17 protein-coding genes are annotated in these 17,355 nt (G+C 67.2%); 6 read left to right on the forward strand and 11 right to left on the reverse strand.

Annotated elements, in window-relative coordinates; all coding sequences use genetic code 11:
* Positions 1-36 precede the first annotated feature (36 nt).
* Positions 37-900 carry a helix-turn-helix transcriptional regulator gene (locus tag ACP7AR_RS12615; RefSeq protein WP_426186196.1) on the forward strand — a complete coding sequence of 288 codons (864 nt, stop codon included), beginning with the start codon at positions 37-39 and terminating at the stop codon, positions 898-900.
* 113 nt (positions 901-1,013) lie between these two features.
* Here ACP7AR_RS12615 and gnd read toward each other — a convergent pair whose 3' ends face one another.
* The 3 genes from gnd to ACP7AR_RS12630 form a co-directional block, all read right to left on the reverse strand.
* Positions 1,014-2,069 (reverse strand): phosphogluconate dehydrogenase (NAD(+)-dependent, decarboxylating), encoded by a 1,056-nt coding sequence (gene gnd / locus ACP7AR_RS12620; protein ID WP_426186198.1) that lies wholly within the window; start codon positions 2,067-2,069, stop codon positions 1,014-1,016.
* Positions 2,070-2,161: 92 nt separating this feature from the next.
* Positions 2,162-3,685, reverse strand: a complete 1,524-nt coding sequence (locus ACP7AR_RS12625; protein ID WP_426186200.1) for a multicopper oxidase family protein — start codon at positions 3,683-3,685, stop codon at positions 2,162-2,164.
* A 119-nt stretch (positions 3,686-3,804) separates the two neighbouring features.
* A complete protein-coding gene (locus ACP7AR_RS12630; RefSeq protein WP_426186202.1) occupies positions 3,805-4,191 on the reverse strand; it encodes a hypothetical protein in 387 nt (128 codons plus the stop codon).
* Positions 4,192-4,278: 87 nt separating this feature from the next.
* Between ACP7AR_RS12630 and ACP7AR_RS12635 the strand changes: the two genes are divergently transcribed.
* From ACP7AR_RS12635 to ACP7AR_RS12645, 3 genes are read left to right on the forward strand one after another with little or no spacing between them, the layout of a single operon-like run.
* Positions 4,279-5,637, forward strand: coding sequence for a sensor histidine kinase (locus tag ACP7AR_RS12635; RefSeq protein ID WP_426187743.1), 1,359 nt, complete (start codon positions 4,279-4,281; stop codon positions 5,635-5,637).
* Complete coding sequence (locus tag ACP7AR_RS12640) at positions 5,634-6,296, forward strand: response regulator (RefSeq protein WP_426186205.1); 663 nt, start codon at positions 5,634-5,636, stop codon at positions 6,294-6,296. The genes ACP7AR_RS12635 and ACP7AR_RS12640 overlap by 4 nt, the downstream gene beginning before the upstream one ends.
* Before the next feature lie 28 nt (positions 6,297-6,324).
* Positions 6,325-7,158, forward strand: coding sequence for a hypothetical protein (locus ACP7AR_RS12645; RefSeq protein ID WP_426186208.1), 834 nt, complete (start codon positions 6,325-6,327; stop codon positions 7,156-7,158).
* Positions 7,159-7,170: 12 nt separating this feature from the next.
* Here the strand turns inward: ACP7AR_RS12645 and ACP7AR_RS12650 are convergent, their stop codons facing one another.
* Positions 7,171-8,634, reverse strand: coding sequence for a lipase maturation factor family protein (locus ACP7AR_RS12650; RefSeq protein WP_426186211.1), 1,464 nt, complete (start codon positions 8,632-8,634; stop codon positions 7,171-7,173).
* Between the two features lie 95 nt (positions 8,635-8,729).
* Between ACP7AR_RS12650 and ACP7AR_RS12655 the strand changes: the two genes are divergently transcribed.
* A complete protein-coding gene (locus tag ACP7AR_RS12655; RefSeq protein ID WP_426186214.1) occupies positions 8,730-9,524 on the forward strand; it encodes an SDR family NAD(P)-dependent oxidoreductase in 795 nt (264 codons plus the stop codon).
* Positions 9,525-9,702: 178 nt separating this feature from the next.
* Here the strand turns inward: ACP7AR_RS12655 and ACP7AR_RS12660 are convergent, their stop codons facing one another.
* From ACP7AR_RS12660 to ACP7AR_RS12675, 4 genes are all read right to left on the reverse strand, one after another.
* Positions 9,703-10,626 carry a glycine betaine ABC transporter substrate-binding protein gene (locus tag ACP7AR_RS12660; RefSeq protein WP_426186217.1) on the reverse strand — a complete coding sequence of 308 codons (924 nt, stop codon included), beginning with the start codon at positions 10,624-10,626 and terminating at the stop codon, positions 9,703-9,705.
* Positions 10,627-10,677: 51 nt separating this feature from the next.
* Positions 10,678-11,640 carry an ABC transporter permease gene (locus tag ACP7AR_RS12665; RefSeq protein WP_426186220.1) on the reverse strand — a complete coding sequence of 321 codons (963 nt, stop codon included), beginning with the start codon at positions 11,638-11,640 and terminating at the stop codon, positions 10,678-10,680.
* Positions 11,640-12,986: a quaternary amine ABC transporter ATP-binding protein gene (locus ACP7AR_RS12670; protein ID WP_426186223.1), complete on the reverse strand. Its 1,347-nt coding sequence runs from the start codon at positions 12,984-12,986 to the stop codon at positions 11,640-11,642. Before ACP7AR_RS12670 ends, ACP7AR_RS12665 begins: the two co-directional genes overlap by 1 nt.
* Before the next feature lie 336 nt (positions 12,987-13,322).
* Positions 13,323-14,543, reverse strand: a complete 1,221-nt coding sequence (locus ACP7AR_RS12675; RefSeq protein ID WP_426186226.1) for a class I SAM-dependent methyltransferase — start codon at positions 14,541-14,543, stop codon at positions 13,323-13,325.
* 130 nt (positions 14,544-14,673) lie between these two features.
* On the opposite strand from ACP7AR_RS12675, the gene ACP7AR_RS12680 reads away from it, so the two are divergent.
* Positions 14,674-15,012 (forward strand): hypothetical protein, encoded by a 339-nt coding sequence (locus ACP7AR_RS12680; protein WP_426186229.1) that lies wholly within the window; start codon positions 14,674-14,676, stop codon positions 15,010-15,012.
* Positions 15,013-15,031: 19 nt separating this feature from the next.
* On the opposite strand, the gene ACP7AR_RS12685 is transcribed toward ACP7AR_RS12680, so the two are convergent.
* From ACP7AR_RS12685 to ACP7AR_RS12695, 3 genes are read right to left on the reverse strand one after another with little or no spacing between them, the layout of a single operon-like run.
* Positions 15,032-15,622, reverse strand: a complete 591-nt coding sequence (locus ACP7AR_RS12685) for a hypothetical protein (RefSeq protein WP_426186232.1) — start codon at positions 15,620-15,622, stop codon at positions 15,032-15,034.
* Positions 15,619-16,467 (reverse strand): endonuclease/exonuclease/phosphatase family protein, encoded by an 849-nt coding sequence (locus ACP7AR_RS12690; protein WP_426186235.1) that lies wholly within the window; start codon positions 16,465-16,467, stop codon positions 15,619-15,621. Before ACP7AR_RS12690 ends, ACP7AR_RS12685 begins: the two co-directional genes overlap by 4 nt.
* Entirely contained in the window at positions 16,464-17,276 is an 813-nt protein-coding gene (locus ACP7AR_RS12695) for a glycosyltransferase family A protein (RefSeq protein WP_426186238.1), read from the reverse strand. The genes ACP7AR_RS12690 and ACP7AR_RS12695 overlap by 4 nt, the downstream gene beginning before the upstream one ends.
* Between the last annotated feature and the right edge of the window lie 79 nt (positions 17,277-17,355).

Here is a 17,355-nt window from a genome sequence, read left to right on the forward strand (position 1 = left end):
CTGGATACCGCGGCGTCACGCGCGCATGATGGAGACATGGATCGTGAAGCCCTCGCCGAGTTCCTTCGCCGTCGCCGTGAGCAGCTGCAGCCCGGCGACGTCGGACTGTCGACCGGTGTGCGGCGACGTGCGCCGGGGCTGCGCCGCGAAGAGGTCGCGCAGCTCGCGTTGATGTCCACTGACTACTACACGCGACTCGAGCAGCAGCGCGGGCCCCAGCCGAGCACGCAGATCCTCAGCTCGCTCGCTCGTGCCCTTCGCCTCACCGCCGACGAGCGCGACTATCTGTACCGCGCCGCAGGCCAAGCGGTGCCCGATCGGATCACGCCCTCTGATCACGTCGCTCCGGCACTGCAGCGCGTGTTCGATCGGCTGCACGACACCCCGGCCCTGATCATCTCCAGTCTGGGCGAGACGCTTGTGCAGAACGCCCTGGCCTCAGCGCTGCTCGGTGACAACGTGGGCGCGGCGGGATTCGAGCGCTACGAGCCGTATCGCTGGTTCGTGCAGCCGGAGCAGGCGCGATCGCACTATCCCGAGGACGACCACGCGCGCAACAGCCGCGCGCAGGTCGCCGGGCTCCGTGCGGCATACGGTGCGATGGGACCGGGATCGCAGGCAGGGATGCTCGTGGCCGAGCTGACCCGTCGCAGCGAGGAGTTCCGTGAGCTGTGGGACAGACAGGAGGTCGCTCAGCGATTCGCGGATCACAAGACGCTGCTCCACCCCGAAGTCGGCGCGATCGAAGTGGACTGCCAGGTGCTCTTCACCGAGGACCGCGGCCAGGCGCTGCTCGTGCTGACCGCCGCGCCGCGGAGCGACGATGAGGAGAAGATCCGTCTGCTCGGAGTGCTCGGAGCACAGCGGTTCGGCGCAGACGAGCGGTCGCGGAGAAGCTGAGCCTCTCGCCGCCCGGTGGCGAGTCGACGATGGGAGCTTTTCGCACCCGAGTCCGGCTCGGAACGTGCGAAAAGCTCCCATCGAGGCCCGCAGGGGGCGGGGCGGGGCGGGACTCAGCCGGCGTCGGCCTTGCGGGCACCCGCTTCCAGGACGTCGCCTGCGGGGCGTTCCTTGTGCCCGCCGAACTGCAGCCGCATCGCCGAGAGCACCTGGTTGGCGAACTGGTCCTCGTCGCGCGAGGAGAAGCGCTCGAAGAGCGATGCCGCGAGCACCGGTACTGGAACACCCACGTCGACAGCGGCCTTGACGGTCCAACGGCCCTCGCCGGAGTCAGAGACACGTCCAGCCAGTCCGTCGAGCTTGGGGTTCTCGTGCAACGCGGCGGCGGTGAGATCGAGCAGCCACGACGAGATCACCGATCCGCGTCGCCACAGCTCGGTCACCTTGTCGGTGTCGATCGGGAACTGGTAGAACTCCGGTTCCTCCAGCGGGGCGATCTCGGCAGAGTGCTCGGCCTCGCGCACACCGGCATCCGCATTCTCGAGTAGGTTCAACCCCTCGGCGATCGACGCCATGATGCCGTACTCGATGCCGTTGTGCACCATCTTCACGAAGTGCCCGGCGCCGGAGGGTCCGCAGTGCAGGTAGCCCTGCTCCTCGGGGGCAAGCTCTCCTTCGCGTCCTGGAGTGCGATCGATCTCGCCGACCCCCGGCGCGATCGTGCGCAGCACGGGCTCGATGTGCGCGAACGCCCTGTCGCTGCCGCCCACCATGAGGCAGTAGCCGCGCTCCAGGCCGAACACACCGCCGCTCGTGCCGATGTCGACGTACTCGATGCCGCGCTCGCGCAGTGACGCGGCCCGGCGGACGTCGTCGCGGTAGTTCGAGTTCCCACCGTCGATCAGGATGTCTCCCTGATCCAGGACCGCGGCCACCTCTTGAGCGACCGCCCCGGTGAGCGACGCGGGAACCATCATCCACACGACGCGCGTCGGTTCGAGCTTCGTGGCGAGATCGGCGACCGATTCGGCACCGGTCGCCCCCTCCGCGACGAGTGCGGCGACGGCATCCGCGTTCACGTCGTAGACGACGCAGTCGTGCCCGTCGCGCATCAATCGTCGGACGATGTTCGCGCCCATCCTGCCGAGTCCGACCATGGCCAGCTGCATATCCGCTCCTGCCGTTCAGTTCGGCCCGCCGTGAGCCGAGTCGTGGTCATCCTGACACGGCGGACGGCGCGATGCCAGCACCCGCCACCGCATCAGTGCCCCGCGTGACCTCCGGTCGCGGCGTCATCCGAACCGTCGTCGTGCCCCGAACGCTCAGGCGCCTTCACCCTGCCCTCATCCCCCGGCTCGATCACGACGAACTGCCCCATCATCCCCTCGTCCTCATGCAGCAGCATGTGGCAGTGATACATGTACGGCATGGTCGGATCGGCGTAGTCCTCGAAGCGCACCAGCAGCCGGTACGTCACGTTCGGGTCGAGATAGATCGTGTCCTTGGGCCCGGCCAGCTCGGGCGGCGGTGCCTGCCCGTTGATGCTCAGAACCCGGAACTGCACATCGTGGATATGGAAGCTGTGCGGGATCGGCTGCGTGCTGCGCACCTCCCACACCTCCGTGTCGCCGACATGCACGACCTCGTCGATGCGGTTCATGTCCATCTGCTCCCCGTTGATCTCACGGGTGTTCAGCACGAAGTCCCGAGTGACGGATGCTTCGTCCTCATGCAACTCGTCGGCGACAGCATCCTGCGCCTCCGGCCACGACGGCTCGGGCGACGGAGCCAATGAATCGGCCGCGCGGAACTCCAGCACATCGAATTCGTCGTTCCCACCCGACGTCGCGGGCACGACGATGCCGCCGAGGTGGGTCTTCGACGACTGCAGTCGCACTGTCTCGCCAGGCTCGAACTCGACGACGGCCTCGGCGCGCTCGCCCGGTGCAAGGCGCACCTGTTCCATCTCGACCGGAGCATCCAGGAGACCGCCGTCGGTCGCGACAAGAGTCATCGGACGATCCGGGATCTCGAAAGTGTACGTGCGGGCCGTCGATCCGTTCAGCAGCCGCAGGCGCACCCGATCGGTCGTCACCTCCTGGTACGCGCCGACCGTGCCGTTGACCAGGACGGTGTCTCCCAGCATCCCCGGCTCTGAGCCGTCGTCGTTCAGCACGAGCCGGCCCGCGCTGTCGAACTCCTTGTCCTGCACGATGAGCGGCAGATCGTCCACGCCGTACTCGCTCGGCAGGTCGGCGGCGAGGCTCGCGTCGTCGTCGAGGATGAACATCCCGGCCAGACCGAGATAGACATGCTTCTCCGTCTCTCCGTGCGGATGCGGGTGGTACCAGAGCGTCGACGCGGGCTGATCGATCATCCAGGTCGGCTGCCACGTCTCACCCTGCTCGATCATCTGGTGCGGGCCGCCGTCCATCGCGGCCGGCAGATGCATCCCGTGCCAGTGCACGCTGGTCGCCTCGGGCAGTTGGTTGTCGATCTCGACGGCGACCTGCTCGCCCCGTTCGGCGCGAAGGGTCGGGCCGAGGAAGGCGCCGTTGAAGCCCCACGTCTCCGCATCCCCGATGCCGGGGAAGCTCGTGGTGCCCTGCTCCGCCGTGAGCTGGAACGTGCGCACGCCATCCTCGACGGTGGAATCGGCGATCGGCGGGATCGCGAGTTCGTTGACGAAATCGTGCTCGGCGACCGTGGTGGTGGAGAACGTGTCGCATGCGGTGAGGAGGGCTGCGGATGCCGCGACTGCGGCGAGCGCGGCGGCGATGCGCACCGACCGGGAACGTCGTGGTTCACAACTCCGGAGAATCTTCTCCGATCCCCGCAATCGGGGGACCGCGATCGTGCTTCTCACCCGATTCTCCGGAGTTGTGCGGGCTCGTGCCGGTTCACTCATGCTCGGGGCGTCCGCATCTTCTGGATCGCAAGGGCGAGAAGCCCCGCGATCGCACCCCAGAACGTGTCGATGGCGAGGGCGGCGAACACGGTCCAGATCGGCCCGTCGACGCCGCCGAAGATCGCCGCGACGACCATAGAGATCGCACCGTGAGCGAGCCCGGTGAGCGTCAGCACGAGCACCGGGCGCGGCACCCGGCCGAAGCCGACGACGCCGATCCAGGTCACGGCGACGATCGCGATGATCGTCAGCGCACGGGGTGCACCCTGGCCGATGCCGATCAGGTTCGTGAGCGGCCACAGCAACGAGAGCGAGGCGAGGCCGATGATGAGCAGCCAGGGCAGTGCGGGGCGGGCGGTGGTGGAGGGTGTTGTCTCAGTCATGCGTCCAGCCTCGCCAGCAGCGACTGAAGGCACATCGGCGCTGGGGCGTCTCTTCGCGCCAACAGCAGGCGACCTCTCGTGACGTCGATGTCGCTGGGAATCGACATCGCTCGTCGCTACGAGGGGATCGCGCGCGCCACCTCGCCCTCCTACGCTGGAGGCATGCGCAGCGAGGTGAACCCACGACTCGCCGACGCGGGGCTCGCGATCGCCGTGACGCTGGTGCTCGCGGTCGTCATCGCCGCTGATCCGGTCGGTCGCACCTCGTTCGGCGGATACGCATTCGCGTTCGGATTCGGTCTGATCCTGCTCGTCCGGCGGCTGCTGCCACGAACCACGCTGGTCGTGACGCTGCTTGCGATCTTCGCGTACTACACGCTGGATCTGCCGCCCGTCGGCATGGTGCTTCCCGCGATCGGCGCCCTCTTCTCCGCGGCCGAGCAGCATCGCACGTACTGGGCCGTCGGCTCGGCTGCAGTGCTGCTCGCGGTCGCAACCTACTTCCGCCTCGACGGCTCGGAGCCGGAGGCCACGCTCAACGGCTACACGTTCGTCACCGAGTTGGCACTGGCCGCTGCGGCCATCGCGCTCGGCGCTGCAGTGCGTCTCGCCCGTGAGGCTCGGGAGCGCACCGCGCAGATCGCCGCGCTCACCGCCGCAGAGGAAGCCCACGCCGCGGATGCCAGGATGCAGTCCGAGCGAATGCAGATCGCCCGCGACCTGCACGACACCATCGGTCACACGCTCTCGGTCGCGTCGCTGCATGCCGGCGTCGCCGCCGAGGCTCCGGATGCTGCGGCCGCACGCCCCGCACTCGATCAGGTTCGCGCGGCGACGTCGGATGCGCTGCGCGAGCTGCGGCGCACCGTGAAGGTGCTGCGCTCGGACGACGCCTCCGGTCCCGAGGCCGTGCTCGGGCTCACGGCGCTCGAACCGCTCTTCGCCGCCGCGAAGGCGGCCGGACTCCGCGTCGAGACCGAGGTGTCGGTCGCATCCGATGCGCTGTCGCGATCGGTGGATGCCGCGGCGTACCGGATCATTCAGGAGTCGCTGACGAACGTGCTCCGGCACTCGGGCGCCTCGACGGTTCGCGTGACCGCGCGCGAGGTGGACGGGGTGCTGACGCTGCGCATCGTGGACGATGGCCGCGGCCGGCGGTCATCCGCCGCGCGTGAGGTGTCGCAAGATGTCGCCTCAGCGCCCTCCGAAGCGACCACCAGTGACACCTCCGTCCACGCGGCTGCGCGTGAGGTGGCGCGCGATGCCGCCTCAGCACCGGTGATGCGGCATTCCGCGACACCTCATGCCGCGAGGGGCACGGGTGCCGGCATCCGGGGCATGCGGGAGAGGGCGGAGCTGCTCGGCGGCACGCTCACCGCCCACCCCGCTCCGGGCGGATTCATCGTCGAGGCCGAGATCCCGGCGCGGGCTGAAGGAGAAGCGTGAGCGAACCGATTCGTGTGGTGATCGTCGATGATCAGGAGCTCGTGCGCGCCGGCCTGCGCTCGCTCGCCGAGCGCGACGGCGACATCTCCGTCGTCGACGAGGCGCCCGATGGCCGCGCGGGCCTGTCCCGCGTGCGCGAGCTGCGCCCCGACGTGGTTCTGATGGACATCCGGATGCCGGTGATGGACGGCCTCGAGGCGACGAGGGCGATCGTCGCGGATGCTGCGCTCGACGGCATCCGCGTCCTGATCCTGACCACGTTCGACGAGGACGAGAACGTCCACGAGGCGATCCGCTCCGGAGCATCGGGGTATCTGCTGAAGGACGTGTCGCCGGAGGATCTGCGTGCCGCGATCCGCACGGTCGCCGCCGGCGATTCGCTGCTGTCTCCGTCGGTGACGGCGACAGTGATGCGGGCCGCCGCGTCGCACACCGTCACCGATCGAACCCCGCTCGACGGGCTCAGCGAAAGAGAGATCGAGGTGCTGACGCTCGTGGGCCGAGGGCACACGAACGACGAGATCGCCACCGACCTCTTCCTCAGCCCCGCCACCGCGCGCACCTATGTCAGTCGACTGCTCGGCAGGCTTGCCGCCCGCGACCGTGCGGCGCTCGTCGTGCTCGCCTACGAGACGGGGCTGGTTGCGCCCGGACGCTGACGCTCGCTCGCAGTAGGCTGAACGCATCATGCAAGAGTTCTGGCAGTGGGCGGGCAGCTTCTGGTGGCTCATCTTCCCCATCATGGGAATGGCCGGCGGGGCGGCGAAGGCGTGGGAGCAGGGCGCGAAGCGCCGGCACGAGCGACGCCTCGAGACGCTGCGACTGAAGGGCGAGCTGAAGGCCGCCGAACTCGCTGCGCGCGGCCAGGTCGCACCTTCCAAGAAGCCGCGGGAGATCGCATCCGACGCGCAGGTCTCGTCGAACCAGTTGCTGGAGCGGCTCCTCGCCGAGCACGACGAGATCACCGCCCGGTGGCTCGACTACGAACTCGACGTCGCGAAGCTCATCGCCTTCCCCGCCATGAGCGACGGTCGCCAGCCGCTGACTGCCGCGTTCCTGCGGGCGAAGAAGACGGCGGATGCTCTGCGTCCGGCATCCGCTGACGCCAAGGTCAGCGAGCAGCGCGTCTCGGAGTATCTGGATGCCGTCGGCAACTACGCCGTCGCGTTCGAGATCGCCGAGAAGGACGCCAGGCGCCTGCGCGATTCGACCTTCAGCGAGGCGGAGCGCAAACGCCTCGACCGGGCTCAGAAGCTATTGAAGGTCGCGATCGACGAGTCGGCCACACAGGCCGAGCGCAACGTCGCCTACAAGCGCGTGCGCGAAGAGCTCGAGGGGCTGATCCTGCTCTCCGACGACGCCGTGACGGTGCTCGAGAAGCAGGTGGCACGCGAGATCACAGCGGGTCCGGCTCCGACGGCGACCACCGAACGCGCACCGGATGCCGAGCCTGCACCCGAACCGGTCCGCGCGCCGGAGCCTGAGCGTGCCCGGTTGAACCGGGAAGACGAACGGGCATAGGGCACCCCCTCCTCACCGCAGCTCCGCGGCCCCCACGATCTCACGCCGCCGATCACGCACCCACACCGCACCGTCCTGCCGCCGCTCCTCACGCGTCGCGAAGCGGTACCAGTACGACACCGCCCGCACCCATCGCGGCGGTCTGCCCTCGAACGGATCGACGCGCAGCAGCGCGAGCGTCGGCGCGTCCGCCTGCAGCAGCCGCGCGAGGAGCATCGTGAACCAGTCATCCAGCGAGCGCCCGAGCGGCAGGAACCACATCAGCCAGTCGAGGCGAAGATGGTACGGCGCGAACTGCCGCGGCACGCGGCGCACATCGCCTGGTTTGCCCTTGAACTCGTACTCGCGCCAGGTCGCGGCATCCGGATCCTCATCCAGCGTTCCTTCGATGACGATCTCCATCCGCTCCTTCGTCACCGTCCCGAAGGCGCCGTAGGCGTTCGCCAGCTGCCAGCGGTTGAAGCTCGCATTCATCAGCTGGCGGTGGGCGAAGAGGTTGCGCAGGGCGGGCCAGCTGACGACGAGGTAAATGATGCCGATGGCTGAGGTGATGACGATCCAGTAGAGCGGGAGGGTACCGAGCCCTTCGACAGGCTCAGGGATCGAGCCGGTCGGCACGCCGATCGCAGAAAATGCCAGCACGATCGTCGCCCAGTTCAGCCAGGCGAAGTTTCCCGTGATGACGAGCCAGATCTGCGTCACGATGATGATCGTGCCGGCGACAGCGCCGATCATCAGCGGCGCAGATCCAGGGATCCAGAGCGCAAGCAGCGGAGCGAACAGGAAGAACGGTACGACCAGCTGAGCGAAGTGGTTGCCCAGCACCTCACCCTTGTGGAACCAGCGAGGCAGCAGGTGCGCCTGACGACTGAGAGGCCCCGGCATCGGTTGCGTCTCGTGGTGGTACGTGAGCGCGGTGAGGTCGCGCCACTCCCGTCCGCCGCGGATCTTGATCATGCCCGCACCGAACTCCAGCCGGAACACGAGCCACCACATCAGCACGATCACGACGGTCGGCGGCGGCTGATCGCGTGATCCGAGGAACGCGGCGAGGAACCCTGCCTCGAGCAGCAGCATCTCCCACCCGAAGCCGTAGAACGTCTGCCCGATGCTGGAGATCGACATGTATCCGATCCAGAGCGCCAGGAAGCACGCCATCGGCACCCACGGCGGTGCCAGTTGGGGGATGCCGACGATGAGCAGCGCTGCGATGACGATGCCCGCCCAGCACAGCATCGCGAGACGTCGGTCGGTGTAGCGGATACGGCGAAAGAGCGTCGGGTGCAGCATCCGCCCGCGCGCCTTCGACGTGGCGGCCCAATCCAGCAGCGCCGGCGCCGGCAACAACCCGTGCTCGCCCAGAAGCGGCCGGAACTGGTTCAGCGACGAGACGAAGGCGACGAGATACAGCGCCGCGATGCCCCGCTGGAGCACTTCGCGTGCGAATCCGAAGTCGACAGCCGCGAAACCGTCCATATCGTCAGGCTACGCGCGATCGGTCTCTCCGACCATGGCGTGGGAGTGCTTCGGCGGCGGGGCATGATTCCGGCCCAAGCGCGGTTGCACTCACCATGCGCATCGATCTGACAGGCAAGACCGCACTCGTCACGGGTTCCACTCAAGGCGTCGGGCGGGCTATCGCCGCGACCCTGGCCGATGCGGGGGCGCGCGTCGCCATCAACGGCCGCCGAGCCGACACCGTCGCCTCCACGATCGCTGAGCTGCAGGCAGAGTCGGCAGAGCGTGAGTTCATCGCGGCGCCCGGCGATGTCACGGATCAACCAGGAGCGGATGCCGTGCCCGCCGCCACCGGCGACATCGACGTTCTCGTCAACAACCTCGGCATCTTCGGTGCGACGGATGCACTGGAGATCACCGATGAGGAATGGCGCCGATACTTCGACGTCAACGTGCTCGCCGCGGTGCGCCTGATCCGGGCGACGCTGCCTGGAATGAAGGCACGCGGATGGGGCCGCATCCTCAACATCGCCAGCGACTCGGCCGTCGTCATCCCCGCCGAGATGATCCACTACGGCATGTCGAAGACCGCGCTGCTCGCCGTCTCTCGAGGATTCGCGAAGGATGCCGCAGGCACCGGCGTCACGGTCAATTCCGTGCTCGCCGGACCGACGCACACCGGCGGAGTGGAGACCTTCGTCTACGAGCTGGTCGATTCCGCGCTCCCGTGGGACGAAGCGCAGCGCGAGTTCATGCGCCTGCACCGGCCGCAATCGCTGCTGCAGCGTCTGATCGAACCGGAGGAGATCGCCAACATGGTCGCGTATCTCTCCTCCCCGCTGGCATCGGCGACGACAGGCGCCGCAGTGCGGGTCGACGGCGGCTACATCGACTCGATCGTTCCGTAGAGCGGGCAGCCATCCTGTCCCGATCTGCGGACACGGTCTCGATCTGCGGACGGATTCGGCGAAAGCATCCGCAGATCGGGACAACCTCCGCAGATCGGGACAAGCACGCGCAAGAACAAGAAGAGGGCGCCGCGGCCGAAGCCGCGACGCCCTCCTTCGCTCAATGAGCGAGAAGTGATTACTCCTTGACGACCCAGTCGAACTGGTCGCCGTTCTCCTCGAGCCACTTGTCGACGGCGTCTGCCTCCTGGCCCTCGCCGAACTCGTTGACGACGAGGTCCTCGAGCGAACCGTACTGGTCGTCGTCGAGCTTGATCTTCTCGACGAGCTCAGCGGCCTCGGGGAACTCCTCGGCGAAGCCCTTGTGCGCCATGAAGTTCAGCGTCTCCGCCTCACCCATCGCGCCCAGCGGGTCTTCGAGTTCCTTGACGTCGTACTTGCTGTTCGCCCAGAACGGCTTCCACAGCGTGACGACGAGGTCTTCCTTCTTGTCGATCGCCTCGCCGAGCACGGTGAGCATTCCCGAAGTCGACGAGGTCTCGAGGGTGTACTCACCGTCGAGGCCGTACTCGGGCATCATCGAGTCCTGAGTCACGCCGGTGAGGCCTGCACCAGGCTCGATGCCGATGATCTTGCCGTCGAAGCGCGCGGCCTGACCCTTGAGCTCCTCGATCGATGTGATGTCCATGTAGCTGGGCACCGCGATCGTGAGCTTGGCGTTGTCGTAGTACGCGCCGAGGTCCTCGAGGTCGTCGCCGTACGTCTTCATGTACTCCGCGTGCGTGACCTCTGGCCAAGCCGACGGGAACAGATCGACATCGCCCTGCGCGAGGCCGGTGTAGAGCGGACCAGCCTCGGTCAGCGTCTCGAGCTCGACCGTGTAGCCGAGCTTCTCGAGCTGGTCCTGGACCAGGTACGCCATGCTCAGGCCGTCGGTCCACGAAGGGATGAAGCCGAGGGTGATGGTGCCCTTGTCTCCGCCTTCGCTGTCACCGCCGCCGTTTCCGCCTGCGGTGTCGTTGCCCGTCGCGCAACCGGCGAGGGCGAGGGATGCCACGGCCCCCAGGGCCACGGCGGCTGTGATGTGCCGGAACTTCTTCATGGTGCTTTCCTTCCGTATGTTCTGCTGCGTTTCGTATGGGTGAGGGATGGTCTATGCGGCTCCGCCGCCGATGGGTGCGCGGTGCGGTGACGCCACTGCACGCTCGGCCTCTGCCGCGGCATCCGCCTTGCCTGCCTGCTGCGAAGCACGACGGCGATTCACCATGCCCAGCAGCGACGAGGGGAACTCGCCGGGAGTGCCGAGTGCGGCGGTGACGCGGTCGAGGAAGACGGCGAGCAGCACGACGGCGAGCCCCGCCTCCGCGCCCTTACCGATGTTCACGGTCGCGATCGCCTCGACGACGAGCTTTCCGAGGCCGTCAGCCCCGGCCATGCCGGCGATCACGGCCATCGACAGCGAGAGCATGATGACCTGGTTGACACCGGCCATGATGGTCGGCATCGCGAGCGGGAGCTGGATGCCGCGCAGGATCTGGCCCGGTGTCGCACCGAAGGCGTGTCCGGCCTCGACGGTCTCGGAATCCACGCCTCGGATGCCGAGCTCCGTCATGCGCACGCCAGGAGGCAGCGCGAAGATCACGGTCGCGACGAGCCCGGGCACGACGCCGATGCTGAAGAACACGATGGCGGGGATCAGGTAGACCATCGCGGGCATCGTCTGCATGAAGTCGAGAATCGGCTTCAGCACAGCACGCACTGTGGCGTTGCCCGCCGACCAGATGCCCAGAGGAATGGCGATGACCACCGCGACCAGCGCGGCGACGATCACCAGCGAGAGCGTCTGCATCGCCCCGACCCACAGCCCCATGCTGAGGATCAGTACGAACGAGACCGCCGTGCCGAGCGCCATCCAGAGCGAGCGCACCGCCCACGCGATGAGCGCGGCGATGATGATCAACGCGACGATCGGTGTGCCGAGGAGCACATCGGTCAACCCGTTGACGAGGAACTTGACGATGAACGAGATGAAGTCGAGCAGGCCCTCGAGGTTGTCCTTGACCCACGCGACGGCGCCGGCGACCCACTCGCCGATCGGAATGCGGAACCCATCCATCAGCGCACCTCCTCTTCCGTCACGGCTTCCGGCGCGACCGCATCGGCCGCCTCTCCGAGCACCGCGGTCGATGCGGGGGCGACGGCATCCGCTGCCTCACCCAGCACCGCGGCGATCTCGGCGTGCGAGACCGGCGGAAGCGGCAGGGTGATCTCCTCGGTCGAGTTCGGGCCAGGGCCGAGAGCTGCGAGCAACGTGACGCGCGGGATGACGCCGGTCAGGCGCCCTTCGGCGTCGACGACCGCGAGCGGCAGCTGTGACTCGACGGCGGGGACGAACAGGTTCATCAGAACCTCGTCCTCAGCGACGCTCTGCGGCACAGGCTTCAGGATCGACTTCAGCGACGTCTCCCCCTTGCGCACGAGCTTGACGGCGTCGCGGTCGGTGACCATGCCGAGCAGCTTGCGGTCACGGCCGGTGACGTACGCGGCCGACATGTAGGCGTCGCGCATCTGACGCAGCGCGGTGCGGGGTCCGGCGTTCTCTGCGACCACGGGACGCGGACGCTCCATGACGTTGGATGCCGTGAGCACACGCGCGCGGTCGACGTCCTGCACGAACTGCTCGACGTAGTCATTGGCCGGGTCGGTGAGGATATCTTCTGGGGTGCCGATCTGCACGATGCGGCCGTCGCGCATGACCGCGATCCGATCGCCGAGGAACATCGCTTCGTTGAGGTCGTGCGTGATGAAGACGATGGTCTTCTGCAGTTTCTCCTGCAGCTCGACCAGTTGCTCCTGCATTTCACGGCGAATGAGCGGGTCGAGGGCGCTGAACGCCTCGTCCATCAGGAGGATCTCGGTGTCTGCAGCGAGCGCACGCGCGATTCCGACGCGCTGCTGCATTCCACCGGACAGCTGCGAGGGAAGCTTGTCGCCCCAGCCGTCGAGGCCGACCATTTCGATAACCTCGTTGGCCTTAGCGAGGCGCTCGGCCTTCGGCACGCCCTTCAGCTCAAGCGGGTAGGCGACATTGTCGGCCACGGTACGGTGCGGCAGCAGCGCGAAGTGCTGGAACACCATCGATACGTTCTCACGTCGGATCTCGCGCAGGCGCGACGCCGGTACACCGGCGATCTCGTCGCCGTTGATCACGACGGAGCCGTCGGTGATGTCGTGCAGTCCGTTGAGCATGCGGATGATGGTCGACTTGCCCGATCCGGACAGCCCCATGATGACGAAGATCTCACCACGGTTGACGGTGAAGCTGGCGTCGATGACGGCGGCGGTTCCGGCGTCCTGAATTTCGGTGCGGGATTCGCCCGCCTTCAGGCGGCGGACGGCCTGGTTCGGATTCCTTCCGAACACTTTGAAGAGATGGCGCGCTTCGAGAGCGGTTTCGGTCACGTTTCCCCCGATGGCTTCCGATTCTTCGGGTCTCGGTAGCCGACTTCGGTTACGCCCGGGTGATGATCACGAGGCCGCTTCGAAAGTCTTGCGCTGGCGGCTCAGGCAACGGATTTCGGATCCGCGCAAAGAACATCGACCGTACGCCCACGCCTCTTCGCAGCACAGCTCATCGAATGAAGGACGTGACCGCGGACTGGTCTATAAGCCGAAAGGCCTACATTTGAACGTAACAAAAGGGCCGGTCAGGGGCAAATCTCGCCCAGTCGGACCGCCCTGGTTTTTGTCGCCTGAACGGGGATTCTGTCGAATGTCGACAATCTGCGTGTGGGCGTGTCAGCGGCGGATGCTGCGGGTCACGGTGAACTTCGACGTGCGATGCACCTGCTCGGTCTGGCCGATGAGGCGGGTCAGTTCCGGACGGTACAGGAGGCTGGAGTTGAACACCGTCAGCAGTTCGCCGCCGGGGCGGAGGAGGCGGGCGGATGCCTCGAACAGACGCGTCGCGGCTCCGGTGTGGACACTCGAGCCGAGGTGGAAAGGCGGATTCAGCAGGATCAGATCGGCGCTGCCGCCCGGAAGGTCGGATCCGGCATCGTCATGCGTCACCGTCACGCGGTCGGCGACCCCGTTCGCGATCATCGTCTCGCGCGCAGACGCGACCGCCGCCGCCGAACGATCGGTCGCCGTGACTCGGGCGGCGGGGTGATGCAGTGCGTAGTACGCGGCGAGCGCTCCTGTACCGCAGCCGAGGTCGACGACCGACTGCTGTCCGTCCGGCACAACTCCGGACGATTTCTGCAGTTCGGCATGTTCTTGGCGCGTCGCTGCCCGAGGGGCGCCGGTTCTCCGGAGTTGTGCGACGGATTCGCGTTCGCGGGTCAGCACCTCGAGCAGCACGCGCGTGCCGATGTCGATCCGGTTCGCGGCGAACGCGCCACCGTGGGCGATGAGGGTGAGCCCGAACTCCGGATGCTCCGCCTGCTGCGGGTAGGGCGGCTCCGCCGGCACCGGCCGCGGATCGGACGCCACGATCAGTCGCGACTTCCGCTCGGCGCGCTGCGGCTGCACGCTCGCGAAGCTGCGCGACAGCACCTCGTTCTGCGTCAGGCTCATGTGCTTCACACGACCCCCGGCCACGAGCACCACGTCGGGCGCGGCCCAGCGGGCCACAGCATCCGCGATCTCCTCCAGCTCGGCGAGCGCCTTCGGCAACTGCAGCAGCACGAGCCGCGCGTCCGTCAGCAGCGACGCGTCGAGTTCGTGCGACGCGAACCCGCTGAGGCCGAGTGAGGCCGCGTTGCGCGCCAGCGCCCGGCGGCCGGTCGCAAGGTCCTGGTGCACGCGGATGCCGTCGTGCCCGGCATCCGTCAGCGCGAGCGTGATCGCGCCGTACTCGTCGCCGATCACGCTGACCTCGGAGCCGGCCAGCGCGTGCTCCGCGATCAGAACGAGAGCCTGGTCGACCAGCAGACCATCCGTCGCGTCGTGTGCGAAGAGGTTGTCGGCCTCGACATCGGGGAACCGGCGCAGGCTGCCGTAGGGGAAATCGGGCACGTCCCCAACTTACGCGCCCCGATACACCTCGCGGACCTGGCCCTCGTGGCCTCGCGCCGGCATGCTCGCGTCGCATTCGCGGATGTCAACCCACCCTCGGTTTCCGGCCGCACCGAGGTACGGTCGCGGAATGAAGCAGCTGAAATACTCCGAGAAGGCGGTTCTGGTCGGTGACGACGCAGCGGATGCGTTGATCCATTACGCCCGCGTGATCAGCGATCACGGAGGTGCTGACACAGTCACGTTGCGGGTGATCAACCCCAACGGCAACACGGTGGAAGCGACGTTCCTGCTCACCGCAAGCACCGTGATGATGGTCGAATCGACCAGTTCCGACCTTGAACCGCCCCTCAACAGTGAGGCTGTCCAGGATCTGCGACGTCGGATAGACGTGATCGTGCGGCCTGCACAGCTCGAGCCTGAGTCTTCGTGGGCTGAAGACTCCTTGAAAGACTCCGACATCATGTGACGGCGCCCGACGGAGGGATTCAGCGCGTCGCCTGGACCGTTTCAGGGCGCAACAGCGGAAGGAATGAGACCGCGAACCCTGCGAGCACGGCGCCGAGCCCACCGACGGCCATGTCGGCAATCGTGTCGCCATAGGCGACGAAGATGTCTTCGCTGATGAAAGCGTGACCGAACCACTCGACCATCTCCCAGAGGGCGCTCATCGCGAGTCCCAGCATCGTCGTGAGCAGCACTGCACCGAGAACCGCGTTCTCCCCCGGAGCCGGGACGAATCGTAATCGGCTGAACAAGAGATAGCAGACGGCTGCGATCGCGGCCGTGCACACGAAGTGTACGGCGAGATCCCACCAGCCGATGCGGGTGTACAGGTCGAAGACATTGCTCCATGCGGCGATGAGCAGCGTGAGGCAGAACGCGACGTCCACTCCTGCCCGCACACCGATGAAGCGTGGGATCAGCAGCCCGGGCAGGGTGAAGGCGAGCACACCGGCATCCGTCAGCTCGAACCAGATGGCTGCGATCACGACGCTGAGAACTCCGAACACCCGAACCGCGTCCGCGATGATCTCGCCCGCCGTCTGCGGCCTCCGAAGAAAGTTCTCGATCATCATCGGCCAGAGTACTCAGGCGACACGATCTCCGCCTGCACCGGCAGATGATCGGATCCCCATCCGCCGGCATGGCGGCGCGCGTTCACTGCTGCTCGGGTCACCTGCAGCCTGGGCGAGACTGCGATCCAGTCGATACGGCGACCGTTCCTGCGAGGGCGACGGTAGTTCGGCCGCGTTGCCCACGGCACAGTCAGATGCACGCGCGCACGTGACCAGGCGTCTGCGAGCAGGCCATCACGGAACAGCTCGATGACCGCGGCACCGCTCTCGTCGTCATTCAGGTCGCCCATCACGACCGCCGGCAGTGCGCAGGCGGCCACCGACCGCCGAACCGCTTCTGCGGAGCGAAGTCGAGAACGCCGCGAGAGATGGTCGAAATGCGTGTTGATGACGAAGAGGCGTCGACCTGTCGCATGATCGCGGAAGGTCGCGGCGAGCATGATCCGCGGCAGGACGTTGCCCCAGGACCGGGATCCGGGAACGTCAGGTCGATCAGACAACGCGATCTGCTGCGCGTTCATCAGCTCGAGTCGGCTCGAGTCGTAGAAGATCGGGCAGCCCTCGCCACCCCCATCGCCCGCGCGTCCACGGCCGACGAATCGATAAGAGCCGCCGAGCGCATCCCGGATGAATCGTGCTTGCTGCGGCAGCGCCTCTTGAACTCCGAGCACTGTCGGTTGCTCTGCTGCGAGCAGCGCCGCGAGGCGCGGCGCGCGGCGCTGCCACCGGCCGGCTTCTCGAATCCCGAGCGGCATCGCGCGACGCACGTTCCACGTCATGACGTGCAGCGCGGGCGCGGACACCGCTCCGATGAGCGCCTTCGGGGCCCGGGGGTCGTCGCTCACGACGGCCTCACGCGCCAGCGTCGGTCAGACACCCGACGCCACGCCACGCGGCACCATCGATGCGGCGGAAAATCGCGCGGCCAGTGCCGGAATACCGTGCGGAAGCCGCGGGACACCCGGATGCCGAATGAACTCGCGCTGCGGAACGGCCGCATCGAGATGCCCATCGCCTCGCCTCGCAGATAGCCGATGCGGCGCCGGTCTCCGATGTGAAACGCGATGTCCAGGTCGTCATGAAGCTCCGGGTCATCGCGGTGGACCAAGCGCCCGACACCGCGCCACGTGCTGGCGCGCATCGCGAAGTTCGACCCGAACACCGGCAGGTGGCCGAGCGTCGGCACCGTCACGAGGACGTACCCGAGCAGGTAGGCGCTCGCCAGCGGAGTGCGCAGCGCCAGCGGTCCGTCGATGAAGCGCGCTGCACCGGTGACGGCGGCGATATCCGGACGCCGCCCGAATGCGGACACGACACTGTCGATCCACGAGATCGGAGCGACGCAATCCGCGTCGAGTCGCAGGATGATGTCCCCCGTCGCGGCATCGTAGCCGCGGGCGCTGGCAGCGGGGATTCCCGGTTCGGGACACCACACCACGGTCGCGCCGAAGGCGGAGGCGACCTCGGCCGATGCATCCGATGACCCGTTGTCGACGACGATGATCTCATCGGGAAGTCGCGATTGCTTCGCCAGCCGGTTCAGACACCGTTCCAGGTGGGCCGCATCGTTCTTGACCGGGATCACCACCGAGATCCGTTGCGGGGCAGCATCCACCCCCGAGGCGGGCTCCTTCACGAGTCGATCGGCGTGCATGCCCCTATTCAGCCTGACGATTCCGTTTGCGCCCAGGGGATTGACGAACACGTCATCGGACGCATCACCTGAATCTCGC

It is taken from the genome of Microbacterium sp. TWP3-1-2b2, assembly GCF_049896145.1.
Lineage (GTDB): Bacteria > Actinomycetota > Actinomycetes > Actinomycetales > Microbacteriaceae > Microbacterium.

Excerpts from the sequence above, each read along its gene's own strand:
- ACP7AR_RS12655 (WP_426186214.1), top strand. The coding sequence starts at position 8,730 with ATGCGCATCGATCTGACAGGCAAGACCGCACTCGTCACGGGTTCCACT.
- ACP7AR_RS12615 (WP_426186196.1), top strand. The coding sequence starts at position 37 with ATGGATCGTGAAGCCCTCGCCGAGTTCCTTCGCCGTCGCCGTGAGCAG.
- ACP7AR_RS12650 (WP_426186211.1), bottom strand. The coding sequence starts at position 8,634 with ATGGACGGTTTCGCGGCTGTCGACTTCGGATTCGCACGCGAAGTGCTC.
- ACP7AR_RS12645 (WP_426186208.1), top strand. The coding sequence starts at position 6,325 with ATGCAAGAGTTCTGGCAGTGGGCGGGCAGCTTCTGGTGGCTCATCTTC.
- ACP7AR_RS12685 (WP_426186232.1), bottom strand. The coding sequence starts at position 15,622 with ATGATGATCGAGAACTTTCTTCGGAGGCCGCAGACGGCGGGCGAGATC.
- ACP7AR_RS12680 (WP_426186229.1), top strand. The coding sequence starts at position 14,674 with ATGAAGCAGCTGAAATACTCCGAGAAGGCGGTTCTGGTCGGTGACGAC.
- ACP7AR_RS12695 (WP_426186238.1), bottom strand. The coding sequence starts at position 17,276 with ATGCACGCCGATCGACTCGTGAAGGAGCCCGCCTCGGGGGTGGATGCT.
- ACP7AR_RS12660 (WP_426186217.1), bottom strand. The coding sequence starts at position 10,626 with ATGAAGAAGTTCCGGCACATCACAGCCGCCGTGGCCCTGGGGGCCGTG.
- gnd (WP_426186198.1), bottom strand. The coding sequence starts at position 2,069 with ATGCAGCTGGCCATGGTCGGACTCGGCAGGATGGGCGCGAACATCGTC.
- ACP7AR_RS12630 (WP_426186202.1), bottom strand. The coding sequence starts at position 4,191 with ATGACTGAGACAACACCCTCCACCACCGCCCGCCCCGCACTGCCCTGG.
- ACP7AR_RS12665 (WP_426186220.1), bottom strand. The coding sequence starts at position 11,640 with ATGGATGGGTTCCGCATTCCGATCGGCGAGTGGGTCGCCGGCGCCGTC.
- ACP7AR_RS12635 (WP_426187743.1), top strand. The coding sequence starts at position 4,279 with ATGTCGCTGGGAATCGACATCGCTCGTCGCTACGAGGGGATCGCGCGC.